Raw genomic sequence first — 22,987 nt, 5'->3', positions numbered from 1 at the left:
GTCATTGAGCGGGCCTGCCACCCGTTTTGCCATCGAATGTGCGACAGGCTTGTGGAGTCGCCCCACAGAATGTGAACCCGTAAGATTGGGAACACCTCTCGGCTTCGGCGGCGCCATGAGCCCGCAGTCAACGCCAGCATCACCAAGCATCTTCTTCAGCGCTCTTCGAACGCCATCTTCACGATGCATCGACCCCCAACCACCCCAACCTCCAAACCATCATCCAGAGCCACGCGTCGCTGGCTCATCAACAGCCCTGTACTTACGGCCTGGGGCTTATGGAGATTTGCCGGCCCGCTTTCCTTGGAAGAGGCCAGAAAATGGGCCGCAGACGGCTTTCGTTCCGCGGTCGGACATGCAAGCACGGCAGAACTTCTCAGCGACTTGCTGGGGCAGCCCGTGCCTGTGGAGCGGATATCCATCCATATGGAGCCGGGCGACGAGGCATTAGTGGTAAGGCTGCTGCAACGCCTCCCGGAGGGCACCATACTTACCACCCCTGAGCTGCGCACGTCTCCTTACGAGTTTGGCCTCCTGCAACGGATTGAGTGATGCCCAACAAGGGAATGGAGTCAATAATCAAGTACAATACCCCTGATCTGCCTTGCACCTGACCTTGCCACCTTCCCAAGGGAAGCCATAATCAGCACCTACGTGCCGAGAAGCGCCCCACCATCATGATTATGCTGCAGCAGATCCGTATAGTGCGGATCTGTCGGTCTACAGCCACGATGATCTTGACGCGATCGCAGACCGGCTTGGGAAACCGCTCGCTCGCCATCCACGGTGTCTATCCCCCGATCGCCGTCTGGCAGGCCCCGCTGGAGAAGCGACACCCAAGCCAGAGCAACTCCCTTCAGTGATCCCGCCGTTGCACCTGGTGCCTGACATAGCCCGTTGTCACGGCCGGTACTCGAAGGCTACGTAATCCAAACCGCTGCCGTGCAACAGCTGAGCCGCGGCAGCACGCACGTCGAACGGGTCGGCGTAGAGGGCCGGATCGAGCAGCCGATCCAGCAGCACCTCGGTCGTTGGCGCCCCGATCACCTGTCGCAATCGCTGCGCCAGCGGGCTTTCTGGAAACATAGCGCAATGGCGATGCGGGGCCACCCAACGGTGGGCGACATAGCTCTCCATGCCCTCGCCCTTGCCATCCTGTTCCACCTCGTCGTCCACCATCAGCCAGGTCAGGAACACCGGTTGCCCCAGACGATCCGTCAAGGCCTGCAGCGCGCGCTGGTGGCGTTCATGCCAAGCGTCATGGTTCAATACTGGCCGAGTCCAGACCGGCCAGTCGTGGGGGCGTTCCGCCGGGTCACTGGGCTCCATGTGCTGAGCCATCCGAAGCGGGGTTGGCACGCCCGGACGCCAGGCGAGGCAGACAAGTCGCTTTTCGGCTTTGTCTTCGTCTGCTCCGCCCTCCTCTTCCGAGTCGTCTGGCGGGGGGTCGACGGGATCGAAGAGGGGTATGCCGGCGATCCGATCAGCACACGAGGCTATAAAAGCCAACATGTCGTCCCCGCGCCGCAGCACTTCGTCCACGGCCGCAGACGCTCGGCGGACATGTGGCAGCCACTCCAGCCAGTCGCCCACGGTGATCATCGGCTGCGGAAGAGCCACGCCGTCAGAGGTAAAAAAGGGATGCTGACGCGATGGCGGCACGTGAGCGTCGATCAGTGGCCGCGAGTCGCGGGCCAGCCCGTTGGCGTACTCGGGATCCACACCCAGAGCAGTCAGGACGATGCGCAGCGCTCGCGTGGGCAGCAACACTGGTTCATCGATGGCGCGCGCAGGCTCGAACAGTTCCAGGGGGTCCACTGCGGGGCCGCGCAGCCCGGTGGCACCCGCCGCGCGCAGCAGCGTGGCAGCAGAACTCTTGACCGGAACAGCAGGAGCCAGGTCGATCACCGCCATTGGCTGCGGCTCCAGGCTCTCATAGGGAAAAAGGGCATGAAGGCGGCGCAGCACGGTGTCGTTGGTCATGGCAAGGCTTGCAGGAAAACAGCACAAAACAGCGCAGTGATACGTCGAATGCGCAAATGGCGCGGCACGACCTCAACCGAGCAGTGAGCGGTTGAAGAAGCTTGGCGCGGGCTTGATCTTGACGAAGGCGTCAGTGATGACAAAGTCGTGAGTCCGCAGCTCGGGATCATGAGCAATGATGGCCAAGAGGTGAGGACGCACGAAAGTCGCGAACTTCAGCAGTTCAATCTCCTCCGCGGGAATTCCCTTGGTCAGATAACGCCACTCGATCACCCCGCGGTCGTAGTCCATGAGGACAAAGCCGTCCCGCTTCAGGAAACGGGCGGCCCGGCGAGTGAACGACTCATGCGTCGGGTACCAGCGCAACCACACACCTTTATCCTCAACGTTGAAGCTGCGGCCGGTTTTGAGGTCCTCCACGTGGTAGCCCATGTGCAGCGAGCCAAAGAAAGGAGCATCGTGGGGCTCGACCGCCAGCGATACGACCCCGTTTTCCCGCAGCTGACAGCCCGTTTCCAGCGCAACGCAGCCAGCAAAAGCATTGCGCAGGCGAAGATTCTCGATATCGACAGATTGGACCGTGATCATGGGATGTTTCATGACGTTTCCGAATTCGTCTTGCCTGAAATACCGGCTTTCAACCTCCCGCAGCATCAGAGACGAGATTCATTAGACTTTCCTCGGCTTGATGTTTTCGAGTTTGAGCAACGTGTGCCCCCCACCAGATAATTGACGGATCGGGAATTCAGGCGGGCCTCAGGCGGCTTCCTGCAGCGGCTGCTCACAAGCCCCGCACACCAGCTCCGTCAGCGGTGCCGCCCACGCCTTGATCCCGCACGCGGGGCAAAGGTAGCGAACCCGATCGGCCAGGCGCTTCGGCGCTGGCGGTATCAGGGCGGTGGGAGCGCCCTCGACCGGCAGGGTCTCCAACGCCACCACCGGCGGATCGGCCAGCTCAAGCGCCACGCCCGCCTCGGCCAATGCCTGTCGATGCCGGGCCTGCGTCTCGGGCGTGGTGGGCACGTGCCGGTCGAACCACGGCAAGGCAAAGCCCTGCTCGAGCAGCTCACGGCAGGCACGCAGGAAGGCGCCATCGGGCCGGATGTAGTGACTGACGCGGTGGCCACCATCCTTGCCGCCCGGCAGGCCGGTGGAGCTGGGCTCCAGCCCCAGGCTGCGCATCTTGGCCGCCCACTCGCGGTTGTGCGGGTTGCCCTTGGAAGGCCGGCCGAAGTGCGCCTGCCAGTGATGCACCATCTCGTGCACGAGGGTTGAGAGCGTCTCCTCCGGCGCGCGCAGGGTGAAGAAGCCCGGGTGCAGGCCGAGCTCGGCAACCGTCTGGCCGCGCAGGTTGACGAAGCGAGCCTCGTGGTGGTAGCCGTGGTGCCGGTGGGAGGAGCGCAGCGTGATCAGGCACGGCGGCAGCTGCCCGCTGAAGAGTGTGGCGTTGAAGTGGTCGTAGGCGCGCTGCAGCGCCTGGTATTGGGCCAGCGTCGGCGCCGGCTCTTGGTTCGGGTCGGTCGGGGCGGCAGCGGCGGCCATGGCGGCACGGTGGATGTGTGACAGCGTGGCTTTCAGTATGCGCCGCTTGGTGGCTCATGGCGTGAGCCTGTGGCGCCGTGACCACGAACTCGAGCAGCCCGGCGCGGCGGTCAAGCCAGGGAGGCTTGACGTGCAACACCCCGAACGAGAGCAAAGAAAGGAAGCGCGCAGGCTTGTCCGTGTAGGAAAGGTTACAGGCTCAGGTGGCTCACGCCATGAGCCACTCGGGTTTCCAGAATAGCTTTATCGCTGTCACACGCAACCCAAGGAAGTCGCGTGAGGCCCCCTCCCGCACGGCCATCCTCGCACGTGAGCACCGCGACATCTACGCCGTGGTGGACGGCGACGGCTGCATCGTCACCGTGGGGCATCGCTTCCGCCGCGTGCTGCGCGACCGCAGCCTGGCCAATGTCCGCCCCCGCGGCTGGCGCCGCTCAGCAAGCCGGCAGGCCGCGCCATATTGTTACACCACTAAAGACAGTTTTAGTGTGCTATAGTGTCGGCATGTCCACCACTTTCCAGCTCACCGAGCTGTGCGCGCGGGTCGACCTGCCCATCCGCACGGTGCGCTACTACATCCAGGAAGGCTTGGTGGACCGCCCAGAGGGCGAGACGCGCGCAGCGCGCTACGGGCAACGACATCTCGAACAACTGCTGCTCATCAAGAAGTGGACCGCCGCCGGTCTGTCGCTACAGCGCATCCGTGAATTGCTGCGAGGCGAAACGGCGGACGTGCCGCAGCGGCCCCGCACCCGCGGCACGCTCGAGGTGCTCAGCCGGCTTCACATCGCCGACGGGGTCGAGCTCCTCATCGACCCCGCGCGCGCCGGTCTTTCGCCCGAGCAGGTGCGCGCCTTCAGCCGGGCCGTGATGCAGGCCTTCGATGCCGCCACGGCCCGTCCCAACGATTCCGCTGTCACACATCCACACCAGGGAGCTCAGCATGCACGACACCCCGAGGACCCAATGCCGCTCGACTAACGGCCCGTTGCCCCTGCAGGGGGTGCATGCCCGTGGCCGCGTCGTCGGCCGCACGCTCGAGATGCAGCTCGAGCAGCGCTACTGCAACCCCGAGGACGTCAACGTCGAGGTCGTCTACACCTTTCCACTGCCTTGGCATGCCGTTCTGCTCGGGCTGGAGGTCGAACTCAACGGCGAGACGCTGAGCGGCATCGTCAAGGCCCGAAACCAGGCCCGCACCGACTACGAGGATGCGCTGGCGGACGTGGACAGCGCCGTGCTCGTCACCGTCAACCCCGACCGCACCCACACGCTGGAACTCGGCAACCTGCTGCCGGGCGAGACCTGCGTGGTGCGCCTGCGCTATGTCCAGCCCCTGCAGCCCCAGCAGGGCAGCCTGCGTCTGCTGCTGCCCACCACGCTGGCCCCGCGCTACGGCGACCCGGTGCGCGAAGGAGGCTACGAGCCCCACGCCGTACCGCAGGTCGACCCCACCGCCGAATACCCCTTTGACATTCGGATCGACATCGAAGGCGAACTCACCCGCGCGGCCATCGGCTCGCCCTCGCACCCGGTGACGCTGCGCACCCTGTCCGGGGCGGCTGGGACGGTGGTGCAAGTGGCGCTGGGGCGCACCGCCTGGCTCGACCGCGACTTCGTGCTGGTCTTCGACGGCATCGACCAGGCCAGCCACGGCCTGGCTGCGTGGGATCGGCTCGAACCGGGCCTGGGCGTCGTGATGGCCAACTTCACCCCGTCGCTACCCGACCGCGAGCCCCTGCCCGCCGCCTTGAAGGTGTTGGTGGATTGCAGTGGCTCCATGGCCGGCGACAGCATACAGGCTGCACGTCGGGCGCTGCAGCGCATCTTGCAGGCGCTGCGCACTGGCGACCGCTTCAGTCTCAGCCGCTTCGGCAGCACGGTCGACCACCGCAGCCGCGGCCTGTGGAAGGTCACCTCGGCGACGCTTGCCTCCGGACGGCGCTGGGTCGAAATGCTCGATGCCGACATGGGTGGCACCGAGATGGGTGCGGCCATCCTCTCCACCCTCCAGCTCGGCAGCGACCACGCCCCTTCCGGTATCGGGGAGGGACCTTCCCCCCAAAGCGATGTGCTGCTCATCACCGACGGCGAAATCGAGGCCATCGATGAGGTGGTGGCAACCGCCCGCCGCTCGCGCCATCGCTTCTTCGTGGTCGGCATCGGTGCCAGCGTCGCCGAAGGGCTGCTGCGGCGGCTGGCCGAAACCACCGGCGGCAGCTGCGAGTTCGTCGCGCCTGGCGAGGAGGTCGAGCCTGCCGTGCTGCGGCTGTTTCACCGCATGCGCGCGCCCAAGGTGCTGCATGCCCGCATCGAGTGGCCTGCCGGGTGCACCGTGCACACCGAGGGCGGCCTGCCGCGCAGCGTGTTTGCCGGGGATGACGTGACCGTCTTCGCCTGGCTGCGCGCCCCCAGCGCCGAGGCGCTGTGCGGCCCCGTGCGTCTGTATGGCCGCATCGCCGGTGCCGATGGCGAGGTGCTGCTGGCCGAGCTGCAGCCGCACTTCATCGAAGATGAGCCCAGCACCCTGGCCCGTCTGGCCGCTTACCAGCGCTACCAGCAATGGCGCCAGGCCGGCGCCGACGCCCCCGCGGTGCTGCACCAGCAGTTGCCAGTGCTGGCCGAGAAGTACCAGCTCGTCACCGAGGACACGAGCCTGGTGCTCGTCAAGCAACGCGCCGAAGGCCAGCAGGCGCACACCATGCCCGAACTGCGGTCCGTCAAGGGCATGCTTGCCGCTGGATGGGGCGGGCATGGCAGCGTGCAGTTCGACATGGACCAGCCGATGTTCTACTACTCGATGGCGTCCGACCCGGGCTCTACCCGAATGCGGTTTGGTATCGATCCGCCTGCCGGCGCAGACCAGAACGCCAGCCTCGTCAGGCGGGCCAAACGGCGGCTTGCGCTTCTCGGCGACCTCTTGGACGATGGCCCCATGCAGGAAGTCGTCAGGACACCCGAGCGCAAGCCCGAGTTTTGGACCTCGGTGGGTGCGGATACCTCGGAGGTCAGCTGGGCAGCCCACGAGGGATTGACGCCAGCGGGCTTCCTGGAATGGCTGCGCCTGAACCCTCAAAAGCCGCCTGCCACCTTCGAGGCGCTGCGCCAGACGGGGCTGCCGGCCGCCGTGGTCGAGTGGCTCGAGTTCGTGGTGGGCGAGCACGCCCCCGAGGCCGAAGTCGTCGCAGCCTTCGTGCAGGTCATGCTCACTCAGCACTTCACCCTCGCACAGGCCGTGGCCAGCGCCTTGGGCCGACTGCCCAAGCCGCAGCAGCCTGTCTGCGACGCCGTGCTGCAGGCCGTGCGCTCGGCCCTCGCATCCATGACCGAGACCGCGTGGCCGCAGAGCGTGCTGGACTACGGCGAAGTCGGAGAAGGCGGCTGATGGGCTTGGCTGCTGGTGCCCGCCGCCGCCTGCTGGCGCATGCGGACCTGTTGCGCCTTCGTCGGCCGTCCCGGGCCACGGGTCGGCTCGGGCCGATGTTCGTGCAGGTCCGGCGGCAGGCCGCTTTCCAGGCTCTGCAGCCAGCGCTCGACGTCGCGCGGTCGGTAGCGCACCTTGTTGCCGACAAGGATGGTCGGCGGCATCGAGGCGCCGTTGCTGCGGCGGTTGCAGAGATCTCGATGCCCTCCTGGCGCAGGCCAAGCCGCCGCGGTAAAGCAAGGCGCGCAAGGAGTTCTGACATCCGGGAGTCGCGCACGATCGCGCTCGCCCAAGTCACCTCCAAGGGCCAGACCACCATCCCCGCCGAAATCCGCGCCGTCCTGCACGTCAGCCCGGGCGACCTCATCGCTTGGGAGCTCGAGCCGGACGGCAGCGCGCGCGTGCGCCGCGTGCAGCCGCTGGACCTCGACTACCTCAAGGCCGTCGAGGGCACGCTCTCGGAATGGATGAGCCCCGCCGACGAGGAGGCATACCGTGACCTGTGAGCGCGGTCAGGTGGTGCGCGTGCCGTTTCCGTTCACCGACCGCGCCGCCAGCAAAAACCGCCCGGCGCTGGTCGGCCTTCAACACCCCGGCGGGGCTCGTCGAGCTGGCCATGATCCACCTCGGCCAAGGACCCGCCGTGGCCGCTCGACTGCGCCATCGAGGACCTGACCGCCGCCGGCCTGCCAGCCCCCTCGGTCGTGCGCGCCAAACTCTTCCCGCTGGAGGCGCGGCTCATCCGGGGCACGCCTGGCTGCCTCAGCGCACCGGACGCCGCGCGCGTCCATCCCGGCTCGCCCCGGCTGCCCGGTTGAGTTGCCCGAGAGCCGCCCGCTGTTTTTCGTCGGCCCGCTCAACCCTCGCGAATGACGCTGCGGCAGGGGTTGGATTTCACGTGACGGGTTCGGTCAGGACCGGCTCGTGCTAGCCAAGCAGGGAGGCAAGCAGCGGATGCGGCTCGACGAAGGGGTTGAGCACGGTGACCCCCGCCAGGTGAAGCCATGCTGGAAGTCTTCCGATAGCAGCAGTCGACAGCGCGCTTGCGCCGCGACGGCCAGAATCAAGGCGTCCCAGATGGGCAACTGATGGTCGACGGTCAAGTCCAGCGCTGCCTCAAATGCCGGCCAGGTCGAGTCGGCCACCTCAAAGCTGTCGGCCCAGCTCAAAACGTCTTGGCGCACCACAATCGCATCGCGGCCAGCCTTGCGGGTGAGCACGCGGACAAGCTCCCCCAACGTCTGCACCGGCAGATGACGTCATGGCCCTCCAAGCGCCCGACCCACTGCCGAGCCTGCACGCAGCGTGCGGTATCACCGACACCCTCAGCATACGCCAACACGTTGGTATCGAGCGCCACACGCACGGCGGTCAGCCTTCGTACGACTCATCGCGTGTCCAGTTGCGTGCGCTGCTGGCGGGTTGCTGGTGCAGCCGCGCAAGCAGCCGCTGACGCGCACGCTGCCGCTCGAAGTGCCCTGGCCGGGCAGGCAGGATCGTGGCCACTGTCTTGCCGCGCGAGACGATGGTGACCACCTCGCCCTCGGCGACTTGGCGCAGCAGATGGGAGAAATGCCGGTAGGCTTCGCTGGCCGTCAGTGTCTTCATGGCACCGCCAAAAGTAGTGTTGAAAACTATTCCACCCTATGGCCAGGCGAAGCGGCCGTCAAGCGTCAGTCTTGTCCAACGAGGCATGAGCCTGCGGCGTGGTCGCGACGAAATCCCCGGGTCAGCCCCTTTCGGGGGCACGGCAGAGGTGGTGTAATCAGGTCGGCCGATGCCCCGGAGTCTCCATGGACTGCACACCCGCCGACGAGGTGCTGCCGCCGCTGCCGCCCCAGCCGATCAGCGTGGAGGTGCTGCGGCAGCGCTACTTTGCGCCGGGCGAGCGGGGGCCGGACGACTTGTTCGGGCGTGTCGCACGGGCCGTGGCCGCGGCCGAGCCGGCGGATCGGCGGATCATGTGGGCGCGGCGCTTCCGCCAGCACCTGGCTGCCGGGGCGATCGGCGCTGGCCGCATCATGAGCGCGGCGGGCCGCGGCACGCCGGCGACGCTGGTGAACTGCTTCGTGCAGCCGCTGGGAGATGCCCTGCACGGCACGGATGCGGACGGTTACCCGGGGCTGGAGGCCGCGCTGCGCGAGGCGGGCGAGACGCTGCGCCTGGGCGGGGGCGTCGGCTGCGACTTTTCCCGCGTCCGGCCGCGCGACGCTCGGCCGGACCCCACCGCGCCGACGGGCGGCCCGTGCGCCTGCGTCGACGCCTTCGAGCGCATGGCCTCGGCGGTGGCTGGCGACGGTGTGCGCCCCGGCGCTCAAATGGCGGTGCTGCGCATCGACCACCCCGACGTACTCGAGTTCGTCACCGCCAAGCGCACGCCGGGGCGGTGGAGCCCCTTCAACGTCTCGGTCGCGGTGCCGGACGCCTTCATCGAGGCCGTGCAGGCCGGCGCCGAGTGGGAGCTGATGCACCGCGCCGAGCCGTCCGACGAGCGCAAGGCCGCCGGGGCGGCGCGTAGGGCCGATGGCCTGTGGGTGTACCGGCGCGTGCCGGCGCGCGCGCTGTGGGAGGCGCTGACGCGCGCCGCCTACGACTGTGCCGAGCCGGGCGTGCTGTTCCTCGACGCCATCCAGCGCGACAACAACTTGCGCGCGATCGAGCGCATCGAGGCCACCAACCCGTGCGGCGAGCAGCCGCTGCCGCCGTACGGCGGTTGCTGCCTGGGGCCCCTGATCCTGCCCCGCTTCGTGCGCCACCCGTTCGGGCACGGCGGGCCGGCGCAGCTCGACTTCGACGCCTTGGCGCAAGCGGTGGCGGTGCAGGTGCGGCTGCTGGACGACGTGCTGGATGTCACGCCGTGGCCGCTGCCGCAGCAGCAGGCCGAGGCGCGCGCCAAGCGCCGCATCGGCGTCGGCTTCACCGGGCTGGGCGATGCGCTGATCATGCTCGGGCTGCGCTACGACCGCGACGACGGCCGCGCGATGGCCAGCCGCATCGCGCGCACGATGCGCGACGCGGCCTACCGCGCCTCGGTGGCGCTGGCGCGCGAGAAAGGGGCTTACCCCCTGTTCGACGCCGATGCCGTGCTGGCCGAAGGCACCTTCGCCAGCCGGCTGCCCGATGATCTCAAGGCCGCCATCCGCGCCCACGGTCTGCGCAACAGCCACCTGCTGTCGATCGCGCCCACCGGCACCGTCAGCCTGGCCTTCGCCGACAACACTTCCAACGGCATCGAGCCGGCCTTCGCATGGACTTACACGCGCCGCAAGCGCGAGGCCGACGGCCACGTGCGCGTCCACGAGGTGCAGGACCACGCCTGGCGCCTGTACCGGGCACTGCATGGACCGCAGGCCCCCTTGACGGAAGCGTTCGTCAGCGCCTTGGAAATCGCCCCGGCGGACCACGTGGCGATGGTGGCCGCGGTGCAGCCTTTCGTCGACGCCGGCATCAGCAAGACGGTCAACGTCCCGGCCGACTGTCCCAGCGAGGCGTTTCGGGATCTCTATCTGCAGGCCTGGCGCGCCGGGCTGAAGGGGCTGACCACCTACCGGCCGAATGCGGTGGTCGGGTCGGTGCTCGACCCCGTCCCGCGGGCCGCACAGGCCCCCTCACCCGCTCCCGCGCGAGAGCCTGTCGAGGCCTGCGCGGGGTGCGGCGGCGCCCGCTGCGGCGCCTGCGGCCAGCGCACGGTCTTCGACTGACCGGCCGCGGACACCATGCCCGGCCGTGGTGCAGCCGCACCACCACGGTGCGAGCAGCGCACGAGTCGGCCGCGCACGAGAGGCCGGCAGGCCGCCGGCAACCCTTCCGCAGATGGGGATGTTCGGGCCCGACCGCGCTGGCATGCCCTTTGCTTGCTTCAGGTTTGCGCGGGGGCGGACGACGCCCCAAGACCGCTAGGGTTCCGATCGCGCCGCAGTTCCGGCGGCCGGTGTCTGGTCCGAGAGCGGTCGGCCGCGGCTGGGTGCAGCCGGGGCTACACGGCGGGACAAAAGCCCGGGAGGTCGCAGCGACGCGTTCGCCCTGCGCCCTTCCCATCCAGGAGCCCGCCATGCCTCTGCCTACCTTCGCTCGCCGCACCTTCATGACGCTGGCCCTCGCGGCCGCCACCCTCACCGCCCCCCTGGCCGCGCAGGCCACCGTCCGTGTCGGGGTCTCCGACTGGCCCGGCTGGGTGGCGTGGTACGTCGCCGAACAGAAGGGCTTCTTCAAGAAGCACGGCGCCGACGTCAAGCTGGTCTGGTTCGCCAACTACACCGACTCGATCTCGGCACTGTCCGCGGGCCAGCTCGACGCCAACTCCCAGACCTGGAGCGACACCATGGCGCCGCTGGCCAAGGGCGTGCCGCTGAAGGCGATCCTCGTCAACGACAACTCGGCCGGCAACGACGCCATCATGGTCGGCCCCGGCATCCGCTCGTTCGCCGACCTGAAGGGCAAGAAGATCGCGCTGGAGGAGTTCAGCGTCTCGCACTTCCTGCTGACGGTGGCGCTGAGCCGCCACGGCCTGACGCTGAAGGACGTGCAGGTGGTCAACCTCGCCGCCGGCGATGCGGCCGCCGCCTTCATGGCCGGCCGCGTCGACGCCGCGGTGGTGTGGAACCCGTGGATCGCGCGCATCGAGGCCAGCGGCAAGGGCAAGGCGCTGTTCACCTCCAGGGATCTGCCCGGCATGATCCCCGACCTGCTGGTGGCGCACGACAAGGCGCTGAAGGACCCGGTCAAGCGCAAGGACTTCGTCGGCATGGTGCGCGCCTGGTACGACGTGCAGGCCTTCATTCGCGCCAACCCGGCCGAGGCGGCGCAGATCATGGCCAAGGTGGTCGAGATGGATCCGAAGGAGTACGCCGTCTTCCTGGCCGGCACGCGCTTCTTCGACCAGGCCGACAATCTGAAGGCCTTCGGTCCTGCCAGCGAGCCGACCTCGCTGCTCGCGGTGGCGCCGACCATCGTGCGCTTCCTGCTGGACAACAAGCTGATGGAAGGCAAGGTCGACCCGGCCAAGGGGCTGGACGCCTCGCTGGTGCGTGACGTCGCGGGGGTCAAGTGAGCGCGACCATGTCTCCATCCGGACGGCGCGCCAGCGCCTGGCGGCTGCGCGCCCCGATCGGCCGCCGCGCGTACTGGTGGTACGCCAGCCTGGGCCTGCTGGTGCCGCTGGCGCTGTGGTGGGCGCTGGCGGCGCTGGAGGTGGTCGACCGCGTGTTCCTGCCCTCGCCGCTGGATGTGGCCGCCCGGCTGGTGACGTGGTGGCGCGAGGACGGGCTGCTCGGCGACCTGCTGATCAGCATCTACCGCGTCGGCGCCGGCTTCGCGCTGTCGGCGGTGATCGCGCTGCCGCTGGCGCTGCTGATCGGCACCTTCCGCCCGGTGCAGGCGCTTCTGGAGCCGCTGACCGACTTCATCCGCTACATGCCGGCGGTGGCCTTCATCCCGCTGGTGATGCTGTGGGTCGGCATCGGCGAGGCGTCCAAGATCGCCATCATCTGGATCGGCACCTTCTTCCAGATGGTGCTGATGATGGCCGAGGACGTGCGCCGCGTGCCGATGGCGCAGGTGGAGGCGGCCCAGACCATGGGCGCGCGCACCGGCGAGATCATCCAGTGGGTGATCCTGCCGGCGGCCAAGCCGGCGCTGCTGGACACGCTGCGCGTGACGATGGGCTGGGCCTGGACCTACCTGGTGGTGGCCGAGCTGGTGGCGGCCAACTCCGGGCTCGGCTACGCGATCCTGAAGGCCCAGCGCTTCCTGCAGACCGACAAGATCTTCGTCGGCATCCTGCTGATCGGCGCCATCGGGCTGGTGATGGACCAGCTGTTCCGCTGGGCGCACCGGCGCGCCTTCCCGTGGCTGTACCTGAGGGGCTGAACATGGCGGCCGAAATCGAGATCCGCGCGCTGGGCAAGTGGTTCGACGAGGGCGCGCGCCGCGTCGAGGCGCTGCGCGCGATCGACCTGGACGTGGCGCACAACGAGTTCGTGACGCTGGTGGGCGCCTCGGGCTGCGGCAAATCGACGCTGCTGCGCGTGCTGGCCGGGCTGGAAACGCACGACGAGGGCACGATCCGCGTCGGCGGCCAGCCGGTGCACGGGCCCGGCGCCGACCGCGCGATGGTGTTCCAGCACTACAGCCTGTACCCGTGGCTGACGGTGGAGGACAACGTCAAGTTCAGCCGCCGCCTGCGCCACGGGCGCGAGAACCTGACGCTGGCCGACGTGGAGGCCGCCTCCGGGCGTGCCGACGCGCTGCTGGCGCTGATGGGGCTGACCGGGGCGGCACGCGCATGGCCGAACCAGCTCTCCGGCGGCATGCAGCAGCGCGTGGCCATCGCGCGCGCGCTGATGGGGCGTCCGCGCATCCTGCTGATGGATGAGCCGTTCGGCGCGCTGGACGCGCAGACGCGCGAGGTGATGCACGACCTGATCCGCCACGTGCATCGCGTGGAGGCCACCACCCTCGTGTTCGTCACGCACGACGTCGAGGAGGCGATCTACCTGGCCGACCGCGTCGTCGTGCTGGCGCCCCGCCCGGGGCGCATCGACACCATCTACCCGGTGCCGTTGCCGGCGCAGCGCGACCCGGACATGAAGCACGCGCCGGAGTTCCTGGCGCTGAAGAAGGAGATCCTGGCGCGCATCCGCGCCACCTCCGGCATGAAGACCGACCAGGGCCTGCTCGAGCGGCTCAACCGCGCCACCGAGCCGGCCGCCCAACCGTGATCCACCGTTCACCGACGAGGTTAGCCCGATGGCCCAGCATCTGCATCCCCTGCCTCCCGAGCGCTTCCTGTGGGAGGAGCGTCTGCCCGGCGGCTGCCACTGGTCCGGCGTGATGCGCCGCGGCAGCGCGCTGCGCCTGACCGACCTGGACGGCCGCGCCAACGTGGCCGCCCTGTTCTTCAACGCCGAGGAAAAGCTCGAGCGCTACAACATGGCCGACACCCTCAAGGCGCAGCACACCGCCTACCTGACCGCCGGGCACGTGTGCTACTCCGACATGGGGCGGGTGCTGTGCTCGATCGTGCGCGACACCAGCGGCTGGCACGACACCGTCTGCGGCGTGACCGACGCGCAGCTGGTGCGCGCCAAGTACGGCGTGGCCACCTACCAGACGCACCGCAATGCGATGTACCGCAACGGACGCGACGGTCTGCTGATCGAGCTGGCCAAGTGGGGCCTGGGCAAGCGCGACCTGGTGCCCAACGTCAACTTCTTCAGCCGCGTGGCGGCCGACGAGGAAGGCCGGCTGACGTTCGACCTCGGCCACGGCAAGGCCGGCGCCTGCGTCGACCTGCGCTTCGAGATGAACGTGCTGGTGGTGCTGTCGGCCGCGCCGCACCCGCTCGATCCCCGCCCGGACTATGCCCCCGGCGACGTGATGCTGACCGCCTGGCGCGCCGATCCGCCCGGGCCGGACGACCTCTGCCGCAACCACTGCCCGGAAAACCAGCGCGGCTTCTACCTGACCGAGATCCTGTTCCGCTGAACGCGCCCCCGCCGACGCGAAGGAGCCCGACCCATGACCGCATTCCACCTCGTCGAAAGCCCGCTCGACCCTGCCGCGGCCACCTACGACGCCGTCGTCGAGGCCGGCGATTACTGGATCCACCCGGTGCGCCGCGGCCAGACGCTGCGCATCGTCGACCTCGAAGGCAACCAGGCCGTCGACACGCTGTTCTACAACCTGCACGACCCGCAGGAGCGCTACTCCGCCGCCGACACCGTGCGCGCGCAGCAGGCGCTGTACCTGACCGCCGGCAGCCGGCTGATCTCCAGCGAGGGCAACGTGATGCTGACCATCACCGCCGACACCTGCGGCCGCCACGACACCCTGGGCGGCGCCTGCGCCTGCGAGAGCAACGCGGTGCGCTACAGCCTGGACAAGAGGCCGATGCACGCCTGCCGCGACAGCTTCCTGCTGGCGCTGGCGCACTGGGACGGCGACGGCACCACCGGGCCGCTGACCAAGCGCGACATCACCAGCAACATCAACTTCTTCATGAACGTGCCGGTCACGCCGCAGGGACGGCTGACGTTCGCCGACGGCGTCTCCGCGCCGGGCAAGTACGTGGAGCTGCGCGCCGAGATGGACGTGCTGTGTCTGATCTCCAACTGCCCGCAGCTCAACAACCCCTGCAACGCCTACAACCCGACGCCGATCCGCGTGCTGATCTGGGACGCCCCGTCGGCCTGAGCCCCCTGCAATCCCGCCGCGGGACGGCCCGCGGCGCGACATCGACGCCGGCGGGACGGCCCGCCCCGAGGAACGCATGATCGACACGGTGCTGATCGCCAACCGCGGCGCGATTGCCTGCCGCATCATCCGCACGCTGCGCCGCATGGGCATCCGCAGCGTGGCGGTCTACTCCGAGGCCGACCGCGACAGCCTGCACGTGCGCCAGGCGGACGTGGCGCTGCCGATCGGCCCGGCACCCGCCGCGCAGAGCTACCTGCGCATCGAGCGCATCCTGCAGGCCGCGCGCGACGCCGGCGCGCAGGCCATCCACCCGGGCTACGGCTTCCTGTCGGAAAACGCCGCCTTCGCCGAGGCGTGCGCCGCCGCCGGCCTCACCTTCATCGGCCCGACGCCGCAGCAGATGCGCGCCTTCGGCCTGAAGCACGCGGCGCGCGAGCTGGCTGAGACGCACGGTGTGCCGCTGCTGCCCGGCTCCGGCCTGCTGGCCGACGCCACGCACGCGCTCGCGGAGGCCGCGCGCATCGGCTACCCCGTGCTGCTCAAGAGCACCGGCGGGGGCGGCGGCATCGGCATGCGGCTGGTGCGCGCGCCGGAGGAGCTGCGCGAGGCGTTCGACGCCGTGCAACGGCTGGCGCGCGGCAACTTCCGCGACGGCGGCATCTTCCTCGAGAAGTACGTCGAGCGCGCGCGTCACATCGAGGTGCAGATCTTCGGCGACGGCCGCGGCCACGTGGTCGCGCTGGGCGAGCGCGACTGCTCGGTGCAGCGCCGCCACCAGAAGGTGCTGGAGGAGACCCCTGCCCCCGGGTTGACGGCGCGGCAGCGCCAAGCGCTGCTGGAGGCGGCCGAGCGGCTGGGCCGGGCGGTCGGCTACCGCAGCGCCGGCACGGTGGAGTTCGTGCTCGACGCCGACCGCGGCGACTTCTACTTTCTCGAGGTCAACACCCGGCTGCAGGTGGAGCACGGCGTCACCGAGGAGGTGCTCGGCGTGGACCTCGTGGAGTGGATGGTGCGCGAGGCCGCCGGCGAGCTGGACCTGGCCGGCTGGACGCCGCATCCGCGCGGCCACGCGATCCAGGCGCGCGTCTATGCCGAGGATCCCGCGCGCGACTTCCAGCCCTGCGCCGGGGTGCTCACCGAGGTCGCGTTGCCCGCGGGCGTGCGCGTGGAAACCTGGGTCGAGCGCGGCACCGAGGTGCCACCGCACTACGACCCGATGCTGGGCAAGGTCATCGCGGTCGGCGCCGACCGCGCCGAGGCGCTGGCGCGGCTGGATGCGGCGCTGGCCGCCACGCGGCTGGGTGGCATCGAGACCAACGTGGCCTACCTGCGCCGCATCCTGGCCGACGCGACGTTCGCGGCCGGGCGGGCCACCACCGGGCTGCTGCGCACGCTGCCGCACGCGCCGGACGGCATCGAGGTGCTGGAGCCCGGGCTGCAGACCACCGTGCAGGACTGGCCCGGGCGCACCGGCCTGTGGGCGGTGGGGGTGCCGCCATCCGGCCCGATGGACGCGCTGGCGCTGCGGCTGGCCAACCGCCTCGTCGGCAATCCGGAAGGCGCCGCCGCGCTGGAGATGACGCTGACCGGCCCGACGCTGCGCTTCCACCGCGACGGCGTGATCGCGCTGGCCGGCGCCGACATGGGTGCCGAGCTGGACGGGCGGCCGCTGGCCAACTGGAGCCGCCATGCCGTGGCGGCCGGCTCGACGCTGCGACTGGGCGCGGTGCGCGGCCCCGGGGCGCGTGCCTACCTGGCGGTGCGCGGCGGGCTGGACGTGCCCGAATACCTCGGCAGCCGCGCCACCTTCACGCTCGGCCAATTCGGCGGCCACGCCGGTCGCGCCCTGCGCGGCGGCGACGTGCTGCACCTCGGCGCAGCGCCGGCGGTGGACGACACCGCCCTGCCGGCCTGCGTGCCGCCAGCGCAGCGGCCGGCCTACGGCACGCACTGGACCCTGGGCGTGCTGTACGGACCGCACGGCGCACCGGACTTCTTCACCGACGCCGACGTCGAGATGCTGTTGGCCACCGACTGGGAAGTGCACCACAACTCCAGCCGCACCGGCGTGCGCCTGGTCGGCCCCAAGCCGCAGTGGGCACGCCCGGACGGGGGCGAGGCCGGTCTGCACCCCTCCAACATCCACGACAACGCCTACGCCATCGGCGCCATCGACTTCACCGGCGACATGCCGGTGATCCTGGGGCCCGACGGGCCGAGCCTGGGCGGCTTCGTCTGCCCGGCGGTGGTGGTGCAGGCCGAGCGCTGGAAGCTGGGCCAGCTGCGCCCCGGCGACACGGTACGCTTCCTGCCGCTGACGGCCGACGAAGCCGCCGCGCTGCAGCAGGCGCAGGACGCCTTCGTCGCCATGCTGGGCACGCCACCCCCGGCGCCGGCGGCCCCGGCCTCGCCGAAGCCGGCGCCGCGCCAGGACATCCGGCTGGCCACGCCGATCCTGCTGCAGCGCCAGCCGCCGCAGCACCCGGTCGGCATGACCGTGCGCCAGTCCGGCGACGACTACCTGCTGGTCGAGTATGGGCCGCAGGTGCTCGACATCGGGCTGCGGCTGCGCGTGCACGCGCTGATGGAGGCGCTCGAGCGCGCCGGCCTGCCCGGCATCCTCGACCTGACGCCGGGCATCCGCTCGCTGCAGGTGCACCACGACCCGGCGCGCCTGCCGCGGCGGCGGCTGCTGGACGAGCTGGCCGAGCTGGATGCGGCGCTGGGCGCCATCGACGACTGGGAAGTGCCCAGCCGCATCGTGCACCTGCCGCTGTCGTGGGACGACGCCGCCACGCGGCTGGCCATCGAGCGCTACATGCAGACCGTGCGCCGCGACGCGCCGTGGTGCCCCTCCAACCTGGAGTTCATCCGCCGCATCAACGGGCTGGACTCGATCGAGGAGGTGCGCCGCATCGTCTTCGACGCGAGCTACCTCGTGCTCGGGCTGGGCGACGTCTACCTCGGCGCCCCGGTGGCCACGCCGCTGGATCCGCGCCACCGCCTCGTCACCACCAAGTACAACCCGGCGCGCACCTGGACGCCGGAAAACGCCGTCGGCATCGGCGGCGCCTACCTGTGCATCTACGGCATGGAGGGCCCGGGCGGCTACCAGTTCGTCGGCCGCACGGTGCAGGTGTGGAACCGCTGGCGCGACGCGCGTCACGGCGCCGCCGCCTTCGAGCCCGGCCGACCGTGGCTGCTGCGCTTCTTCGACCAGATCCGCTTCCATCCGGTCAGCGAAGAGGAGCTGCTGGCGCTGCGCGCCGACCTGCCCAGCGGCCGCTACACGCCGCGCATCGAGCCCACCACCTTCAGCCTGCGCGCCTACCGCGCGTTCCTGACCGAGCACGCCGACTCCATCGCCGCCTTCAAGGCGCGCCAGCAGGCCGCCTTCGAGGCCGAGCGCGAGCGCTGGCGCGCGCTCGGGCTGGACGCGCCGATGGAGGCCGCCGCGCTGCGCGACGCCGCCGTCGACACCGAGCTGGACCTGCCCCCGGGGGCGCGCGTCGTCACCAGCCACGTCGCCGGCAGCGTCTGGAAGGTGGAGGTCGCCCCCGGCACGGTGGTCGACGCCGGCCAGACGCTGGCGGTGGTCGAGTCGATGAAGATGGAATTCGCCGTCACCGCGCCGCACGCCGGCCGCGTGCACCGCGTGCTGTGCCGCGAAGGCGCCACCGTCGCCGCCGGTCAGGAGCTGCTGGTGCTGGTCGACGCCTGAACCGACGCCCATCCTAGGAAAGGACACCCCGATGCTGCCCCCCCTGAACCTGGCGCGGCTGCGCGCCGCCTACCTGGCGCGCGAGCTGACCCCCGTCGAGCTCGTCGAGCGCCTGTGGGATGCCCTCGAAGCCGAGGGCCACACCCACGGCATCTGGATCACGCGTGTACCGCGCGAGGCGCTGCTCGCACGTGCCCGCGCCCTGCTCGACCACGACCCGGCCGCGCTGCCGCTGTACGGCGTGCCGTTCGCGGTCAAGGACAACATCGACGTCACCGGCCTGCCCACCACCGCCGCCTGCCCGGCGTTCGCCTATCAGCCGGCGCGCCACGCCACGGTGGTGCAGCGGCTGCTGGACGCCGGCGCGATCCTGGTCGGCAAGACCAACCTCGACCAGTTCGCCACCGGGCTCAACGGCACACGCTCGCCGTACGGCGTCTGCCGCAACGCGTTCGATCCGCAGTGGATCTCGGGCGGCTCCAGCTCCGGCTCGGCGGTGGCGGTCGCGCTCGGCTTGGCGAGCTTTGCGCTCGGCACCGACACGGCCGGCTCCGGGCGCGTGCCGGCGGCCTTCAACCACCTCGTCGGCCACAAGCCCACGCGCGGCCTCATCCCCGCCACCGGCGTGGTGCCGGCGTGCCGCACGCTGGACTGCGTGTCGATCTTCGCGCTCACCGCCGAGGACGCCGCACAGGTGCTGGCGGTGGCCGCCGGACCGGACGGGGAGGATCCGTACGCGCGGCCGCTGGCGGGGCTGGGCGGGGACTTCGCCGCGCGGCCGGGCTGGCGGCTGGCCGTGCCGCGCGACGAGGATCTGGCGTTCTTCGGCAACGCCGACGGCGAGCGGCTGTACCGGCAGGCGGTCGAGCAGGCCCGCGCGCTGGGCGCCACCTGCGTGCCGTTCGACCTGCGGCCCTTCCTGGAAGCGGCGCGGCTGCTGTACGAAGGCCCGTGGGTGGCCGAGCGCCACGCGGCCATCCGCTCCTTCTTCGACGCTCACGCCGCGGAAGTGATCGAACCGGTGCGCAGCATCATCGAGGGCGCGCGCCGCCACAGCGCCACCGACGCCTTCGAGGCGCAGTACCGCCTGCAGGCGCTGCGCGCGACCTGCGACGCCCTGTGGGGTGACGTCGACGCGATGCTGCTGCCGACCGCCGCCCGGGTGCACCGCATCGACGCGATGCAGGCCGACCCGGTGCGGCTCAACAGCGAGCTCGGCCACTACACCAACTTCGTCAACCTGCTGGACCTGGCCGCCACCGCGGTGCCGGCCGGCCTGCAGGCCGACGGGCTGCCGTTCGGCGTGACGCTGATCGCACCGGCGCACCGCGACGCCGGGCTGCTGCGGCTGGCGGCGCGGCTGCACCGGCGCCTGGCCGACACGATGGGGGCCACAGGCTGGACACTGCCGCCGCAGCCCGACGAGGCCCTGCTCGCCACCCTGGCCAGCGGGATGGTGCAGGTGGCCGTGTTCGGTGCCCATCTGTCCGGCCTGCCGCTCAATGGCCAGTTGCTCAAGCGCGGCGGCCGGCTGGTGGCGGCGGCCCGCACCGCGCCGCGCTACCGCCTGTACGCGCTGCCGGACGGTCGCCGGCCCGGCCTCGTGCGGGTCCGCGAGGGCGGCCAGCCGATCGCGTGCGAGGTGTGGGAACTGCCGGCGACGGCCTTCGGCTCCTTCGTCGACCTGGTGGCCGCGCCGCTGGCCATCGGCAAGGTCGAGCTGGACGACGGCCGCTGGATCAACGGCTTCGTCTGCGAGGCGGCGGGCGTCGAGGGGGCCCAGGACATCAGCGCCTGCGGCGGCTGGCGGGCGTGGCTGGCGGCCCGGGCGGCTGCGGCATGACGGACTTCTGCGGCATGCGCACGGCGATGAGGCACCGACGCCCGCCACGCACCACCGTGGGGCGGGTCTGCCGCGAAAGCGGACCCCCGCTTCCGACATGGGGCATTCAACGCGCTGCTTGTTGCCGTTTTCATCAATTTCAAAGACCTTTTCTGGGTGTTCGTGGTGGCATTTTTCTTGCTTTTTCACGGATACCCCTCCCCCTCCTGAAGGAGAGCACCATGCCGCGCCACCCGTCGTCCTCCCCCGTGCCCGTTGACCATCAACCCCAGCGCCGACGCTGTCTCGCCGCCCTGGGCGCCGCAGCCGCAACCGGCCTGCTGCCGGCGCTGGCCGCGGCCTCCACCGCGTCGCTGAAGATCGGCACCGTGGTCTGGATCGGCTACGGGCCGTTCTACGTCGCCGACGCGCTTGACCTGTACAGGAAGCACGGCCTGAAGGTAACGCTGGAAGTCTTCAACGACCCGGCGCTGATCCCCTCGGCGATCAACGCCGGCTCGGTCGACGGCGGCATGCTCACCTACGACCAGGTGATCGGGCAGGTCGCCGCGGGTCGGCGCATGCGCGTCGTGATGCCGATCGACTATTCCAACGGCGGCGACGCCATCGTCGCGCAGGCATCCATCAAGGGCGTCAAGGACTTCAAGGGGCGCAAGGTCGGCTTCAACCCGCTGTCACCGTCGGACTTCCTGCTGTCCTACGCGCTGAAGCTGCACGGCATGACCGAGAAGGACATCGTGCCGGTCAGCATGACGCCCGAGGCGGTGCCGGCCGCGATGGCCTCCGGCCAGCTGCCGATCGGCGTCACCTACGAGCCCAGCCTGTCGCAGATCCTGTCGCAGGGTGGCGGCGGCAAGTTCAAGGTCGTCTTCTCCTCCAAGGACGCCCCGGGCCTGATCGCCGACGTGCTGGTGTTCGACGACAAGGTCATCCAGGCGCGGCGCGCCGCCATCACGGCGCTCATCAAGGGCTACCTCGACGGCATGGCCTACATGAAGAGCAATCCCGAGGAGGCCGCGCGCCTGATCGGCAAGTTCATGGGCATCAGCGCCGCCGAGGTCAAGGAGCAGCTGGCCGGCGTCTACAACATCCCGCTGGCCGAGATGCCGCGCGCATTCGAGCCGTCGCAGGCGACCACCTCGTACCACGCCAGCGCCGCCGTGATCGCCCCGCTGCTGAAGGCCAAGGGCCAGATCCGCGTCATCCCGCGCATCGAGGACACCTTCGATGCGTCGTTCGTGCGGGGGCTGCTGTGAGCGGGTCCACCGCCCTGCCCGTCTGGCGGTACGCCGACGGCCGCTGGCCCAACACCCTGGCGCTGGCGCTGGTGCTGCTCGGCTGGCCGCTCGGCCTCTGGATGCTCGGCCAGCCGGGCTGGCTGGTCAACGCCGCCGGTGTCGCCCTGACGACGCTGACGCTGACGTGGTCGGCGTACTTCCTGCACGAATTCGCGCACCAGACGATCTTCCGCGATGCGCGCGACAACGAGCGCTGGGGCACGCTGATGACGTGGATCCATGGCAGCTGCTTCGCCCCGTTCGCCGACCTGCGGCGCAAGCACATGCGCCACCACACCGAGCGCGCCGACGTCATCACCTTCGACGCGCGCGGCTTTCTGCGCCGCCACCCCTGGGTGCGGCGGCTGACGCTGGCGCTGGAGTGGGCGTACATCCCGGCGGTGGAATTCCTGATGCGCGGCTACGTCATCGCCCTGCCGTTCCTCGACGAACGCCGCCGCAGCGGGCGGCGCCGGGTGCTGCTCGTCGGTGCGGTGCGGCTGGCGTTCTGGGCCGCGGTGGCCTGGTGGTCGCTCAAGGCGGTGGCGCTTTACGCGCTGGCGTACCTGCTGTTCATCCATCTGCTGCGCTTTGCGGACTGCTTCCAGCACACCTACGACGCCTATCCCATCCTCGACAACGAGGCCATCCCGCAGGACAAGGTCCGCGACCGCGCCTACGAGCAGGCCAACACCTACAGCGACATCGTCGGGCTGGACGCGCGCTGGCTCAACCTGCTGTGGCTCAATTTCGGCTTTCACAACGCGCACCACGACCGGCCGGTGGAGCCGTGGTACCGCCTGCCGCGCCTGCACCGCCAGCTCTACGGGGAGGACTACCCTCAGGTCGTCACCGTGCGCGAGCTGCTCGGTGCCTACCATCGCCACCGGGTGCGGCGCGTGCTGGCCGACGACTACGGCGAGGTGCGGCCGCCCGGCCACCCCGACCGCGCCGCGGGCTTCATCGGCGCCGTCGGCGTCTCGTTCCTGACCGCGGTCTGA

Annotated in this window: 19 protein-coding genes, 1 pseudogene and 1 riboswitch; of the genes and pseudogenes, 15 read left to right on the top strand and 5 right to left on the bottom strand. The window is 70.1% G+C overall.

Annotated features, from left to right (window positions below):
• Positions 1-183: 183 nt before the first annotated feature.
• Positions 184-552, top strand: coding sequence for a YddF family protein (locus Tsedi_RS12480; protein WP_143892686.1), 369 nt, complete (start codon positions 184-186; stop codon positions 550-552).
• Positions 553-900: 348 nt separating this feature from the next.
• Here Tsedi_RS12480 and Tsedi_RS00945 read toward each other — a convergent pair whose 3' ends face one another.
• The 3 genes from Tsedi_RS00945 to Tsedi_RS00935 form a co-directional block, all read right to left on the bottom strand.
• Positions 901-1,983: a hypothetical protein gene (locus tag Tsedi_RS00945; RefSeq protein ID WP_143892684.1), complete on the bottom strand. Its 1,083-nt coding sequence runs from the start codon at positions 1,981-1,983 to the stop codon at positions 901-903.
• Between the two features lie 72 nt (positions 1,984-2,055).
• Complete coding sequence (locus Tsedi_RS00940; RefSeq protein WP_143892682.1) at positions 2,056-2,583, bottom strand: hypothetical protein; 528 nt, start codon at positions 2,581-2,583, stop codon at positions 2,056-2,058.
• 156 nt (positions 2,584-2,739) lie between these two features.
• Positions 2,740-3,525: a SprT-like domain-containing protein gene (locus Tsedi_RS00935; protein ID WP_143892680.1), complete on the bottom strand. Its 786-nt coding sequence runs from the start codon at positions 3,523-3,525 to the stop codon at positions 2,740-2,742.
• A gap of 215 nt (positions 3,526-3,740) precedes the next feature.
• Between Tsedi_RS00935 and Tsedi_RS00930 the strand changes: the two genes are divergently transcribed.
• Genes Tsedi_RS00930 through Tsedi_RS12250 form a run of 4 tightly spaced genes read left to right on the top strand, consistent with a single transcriptional unit; the run spans position 3,741 to position 7,455 of the window.
• Positions 3,741-4,022, top strand: coding sequence for a hypothetical protein (locus tag Tsedi_RS00930; RefSeq protein WP_143892677.1), 282 nt, complete (start codon positions 3,741-3,743; stop codon positions 4,020-4,022).
• A 7-nt stretch (positions 4,023-4,029) separates the two neighbouring features.
• Complete coding sequence (locus Tsedi_RS00925) at positions 4,030-4,506, top strand: MerR family transcriptional regulator (RefSeq protein ID WP_143892675.1); 477 nt, start codon at positions 4,030-4,032, stop codon at positions 4,504-4,506.
• The gene (locus tag Tsedi_RS00920; RefSeq protein ID WP_185970531.1) at positions 4,469-6,910 is read left to right on the top strand and encodes a VIT domain-containing protein; all 2,442 of its coding nucleotides are present in this window, start codon (positions 4,469-4,471) and stop codon (positions 6,908-6,910) included. The genes Tsedi_RS00925 and Tsedi_RS00920 overlap by 38 nt, the downstream gene beginning before the upstream one ends.
• The gene (locus Tsedi_RS12250) at positions 6,910-7,455 is read left to right on the top strand and encodes an AbrB/MazE/SpoVT family DNA-binding domain-containing protein (protein WP_221934174.1); all 546 of its coding nucleotides are present in this window, start codon (positions 6,910-6,912) and stop codon (positions 7,453-7,455) included. The genes Tsedi_RS00920 and Tsedi_RS12250 overlap by 1 nt, the downstream gene beginning before the upstream one ends.
• A gap of 405 nt (positions 7,456-7,860) precedes the next feature.
• Here the strand turns inward: Tsedi_RS12250 and Tsedi_RS00905 are convergent, their stop codons facing one another.
• Both Tsedi_RS00905 and Tsedi_RS00900 read right to left on the bottom strand, forming a co-directional pair.
• Positions 7,861-8,196, bottom strand: coding sequence for a PIN domain-containing protein (locus Tsedi_RS00905; protein ID WP_281280116.1), 336 nt, complete (start codon positions 8,194-8,196; stop codon positions 7,861-7,863).
• A 124-nt stretch (positions 8,197-8,320) separates the two neighbouring features.
• Entirely contained in the window at positions 8,321-8,557 is a 237-nt protein-coding gene (locus tag Tsedi_RS00900; RefSeq protein ID WP_143892671.1) for a type II toxin-antitoxin system Phd/YefM family antitoxin, read from the bottom strand.
• A 185-nt stretch (positions 8,558-8,742) separates the two neighbouring features.
• On the opposite strand from Tsedi_RS00900, the pseudogene Tsedi_RS00895 reads away from it, so the two are divergent.
• The 10 genes and pseudogenes from Tsedi_RS00895 to Tsedi_RS00850 form a co-directional block, all read left to right on the top strand.
• Positions 8,743-10,587 (top strand): annotated as a pseudogene (locus tag Tsedi_RS00895) (adenosylcobalamin-dependent ribonucleoside-diphosphate reductase); the annotation flags it as partial.
• Between the two features lie 247 nt (positions 10,588-10,834).
• Positions 10,835-10,954, top strand: a riboswitch (guanidine-I (ykkC/yxkD leader).
• Between the two features lie 46 nt (positions 10,955-11,000).
• A complete protein-coding gene (locus tag Tsedi_RS00890; protein WP_143892667.1) occupies positions 11,001-11,999 on the top strand; it encodes an ABC transporter substrate-binding protein in 999 nt (332 codons plus the stop codon).
• A gap of 8 nt (positions 12,000-12,007) precedes the next feature.
• Positions 12,008-12,817 (top strand): ABC transporter permease, encoded by an 810-nt coding sequence (locus Tsedi_RS00885; protein WP_143892665.1) that lies wholly within the window; start codon positions 12,008-12,010, stop codon positions 12,815-12,817.
• A gap of 2 nt (positions 12,818-12,819) precedes the next feature.
• Positions 12,820-13,668 (top strand): ABC transporter ATP-binding protein, encoded by an 849-nt coding sequence (locus Tsedi_RS00880; protein ID WP_143892663.1) that lies wholly within the window; start codon positions 12,820-12,822, stop codon positions 13,666-13,668.
• 28 nt (positions 13,669-13,696) lie between these two features.
• Positions 13,697-14,434, top strand: coding sequence for an urea amidolyase associated protein UAAP1 (locus tag Tsedi_RS00875; protein WP_143892661.1), 738 nt, complete (start codon positions 13,697-13,699; stop codon positions 14,432-14,434).
• A gap of 33 nt (positions 14,435-14,467) precedes the next feature.
• Positions 14,468-15,142, top strand: coding sequence for an urea amidolyase associated protein UAAP2 (locus tag Tsedi_RS00870; protein ID WP_143892659.1), 675 nt, complete (start codon positions 14,468-14,470; stop codon positions 15,140-15,142).
• Positions 15,143-15,218: 76 nt separating this feature from the next.
• Complete coding sequence (gene uca / locus Tsedi_RS00865; RefSeq protein ID WP_143892657.1) at positions 15,219-18,866, top strand: urea carboxylase; 3,648 nt, start codon at positions 15,219-15,221, stop codon at positions 18,864-18,866.
• A gap of 31 nt (positions 18,867-18,897) precedes the next feature.
• Positions 18,898-20,709 (top strand): allophanate hydrolase, encoded by a 1,812-nt coding sequence (gene atzF, locus Tsedi_RS00860; protein ID WP_143892655.1) that lies wholly within the window; start codon positions 18,898-18,900, stop codon positions 20,707-20,709.
• 221 nt (positions 20,710-20,930) lie between these two features.
• Positions 20,931-21,965 (top strand): ABC transporter substrate-binding protein, encoded by a 1,035-nt coding sequence (locus Tsedi_RS00855; protein ID WP_143892653.1) that lies wholly within the window; start codon positions 20,931-20,933, stop codon positions 21,963-21,965.
• On the top strand, positions 21,962-22,987 hold the full coding sequence (locus Tsedi_RS00850; protein WP_246099127.1) for a fatty acid desaturase family protein: 1,026 nt from the start codon (positions 21,962-21,964) through the stop codon (positions 22,985-22,987). Before Tsedi_RS00855 ends, Tsedi_RS00850 begins: the two co-directional genes overlap by 4 nt.

This window comes from Tepidimonas sediminis, assembly GCF_007556605.1.
In the GTDB taxonomy this organism is placed as follows: Bacteria; Pseudomonadota; Gammaproteobacteria; order Burkholderiales; family Burkholderiaceae_C; genus Tepidimonas; species Tepidimonas sediminis.
This window is presented reverse-complemented; position numbering and strand designations above follow the sequence as displayed.

What these genes read in the sequence shown, in the direction of transcription:
- Tsedi_RS12480 (WP_143892686.1), top strand. Translation starts at nt 184, where the DNA reads ATGCATCGACCCCCAACCACCCCAACCTCCAAACCATCATCCAGAGCC.
- Tsedi_RS00945 (WP_143892684.1), bottom strand. Translation starts at nt 1,983, where the DNA reads ATGACCAACGACACCGTGCTGCGCCGCCTTCATGCCCTTTTTCCCTAT.
- Tsedi_RS00940 (WP_143892682.1), bottom strand. Translation starts at nt 2,583, where the DNA reads ATGAAACATCCCATGATCACGGTCCAATCTGTCGATATCGAGAATCTT.
- Tsedi_RS00935 (WP_143892680.1), bottom strand. Translation starts at nt 3,525, where the DNA reads ATGGCCGCCGCTGCCGCCCCGACCGACCCGAACCAAGAGCCGGCGCCG.
- Tsedi_RS00930 (WP_143892677.1), top strand. Translation starts at nt 3,741, where the DNA reads ATGAGCCACTCGGGTTTCCAGAATAGCTTTATCGCTGTCACACGCAAC.
- Tsedi_RS00925 (WP_143892675.1), top strand. Translation starts at nt 4,030, where the DNA reads ATGTCCACCACTTTCCAGCTCACCGAGCTGTGCGCGCGGGTCGACCTG.
- Tsedi_RS00920 (WP_185970531.1), top strand. Translation starts at nt 4,469, where the DNA reads ATGCACGACACCCCGAGGACCCAATGCCGCTCGACTAACGGCCCGTTG.
- Tsedi_RS12250 (WP_221934174.1), top strand. Translation starts at nt 6,910, where the DNA reads ATGGGCTTGGCTGCTGGTGCCCGCCGCCGCCTGCTGGCGCATGCGGAC.
- Tsedi_RS00900 (WP_143892671.1), bottom strand. Translation starts at nt 8,557, where the DNA reads ATGAAGACACTGACGGCCAGCGAAGCCTACCGGCATTTCTCCCATCTG.
- Tsedi_RS00890 (WP_143892667.1), top strand. Translation starts at nt 11,001, where the DNA reads ATGCCTCTGCCTACCTTCGCTCGCCGCACCTTCATGACGCTGGCCCTC.
- Tsedi_RS00885 (WP_143892665.1), top strand. Translation starts at nt 12,008, where the DNA reads ATGTCTCCATCCGGACGGCGCGCCAGCGCCTGGCGGCTGCGCGCCCCG.
- Tsedi_RS00880 (WP_143892663.1), top strand. Translation starts at nt 12,820, where the DNA reads ATGGCGGCCGAAATCGAGATCCGCGCGCTGGGCAAGTGGTTCGACGAG.
- Tsedi_RS00875 (WP_143892661.1), top strand. Translation starts at nt 13,697, where the DNA reads ATGGCCCAGCATCTGCATCCCCTGCCTCCCGAGCGCTTCCTGTGGGAG.
- Tsedi_RS00870 (WP_143892659.1), top strand. Translation starts at nt 14,468, where the DNA reads ATGACCGCATTCCACCTCGTCGAAAGCCCGCTCGACCCTGCCGCGGCC.
- uca (WP_143892657.1), top strand. Translation starts at nt 15,219, where the DNA reads ATGATCGACACGGTGCTGATCGCCAACCGCGGCGCGATTGCCTGCCGC.
- atzF (WP_143892655.1), top strand. Translation starts at nt 18,898, where the DNA reads ATGCTGCCCCCCCTGAACCTGGCGCGGCTGCGCGCCGCCTACCTGGCG.
- Tsedi_RS00855 (WP_143892653.1), top strand. Translation starts at nt 20,931, where the DNA reads ATGCCGCGCCACCCGTCGTCCTCCCCCGTGCCCGTTGACCATCAACCC.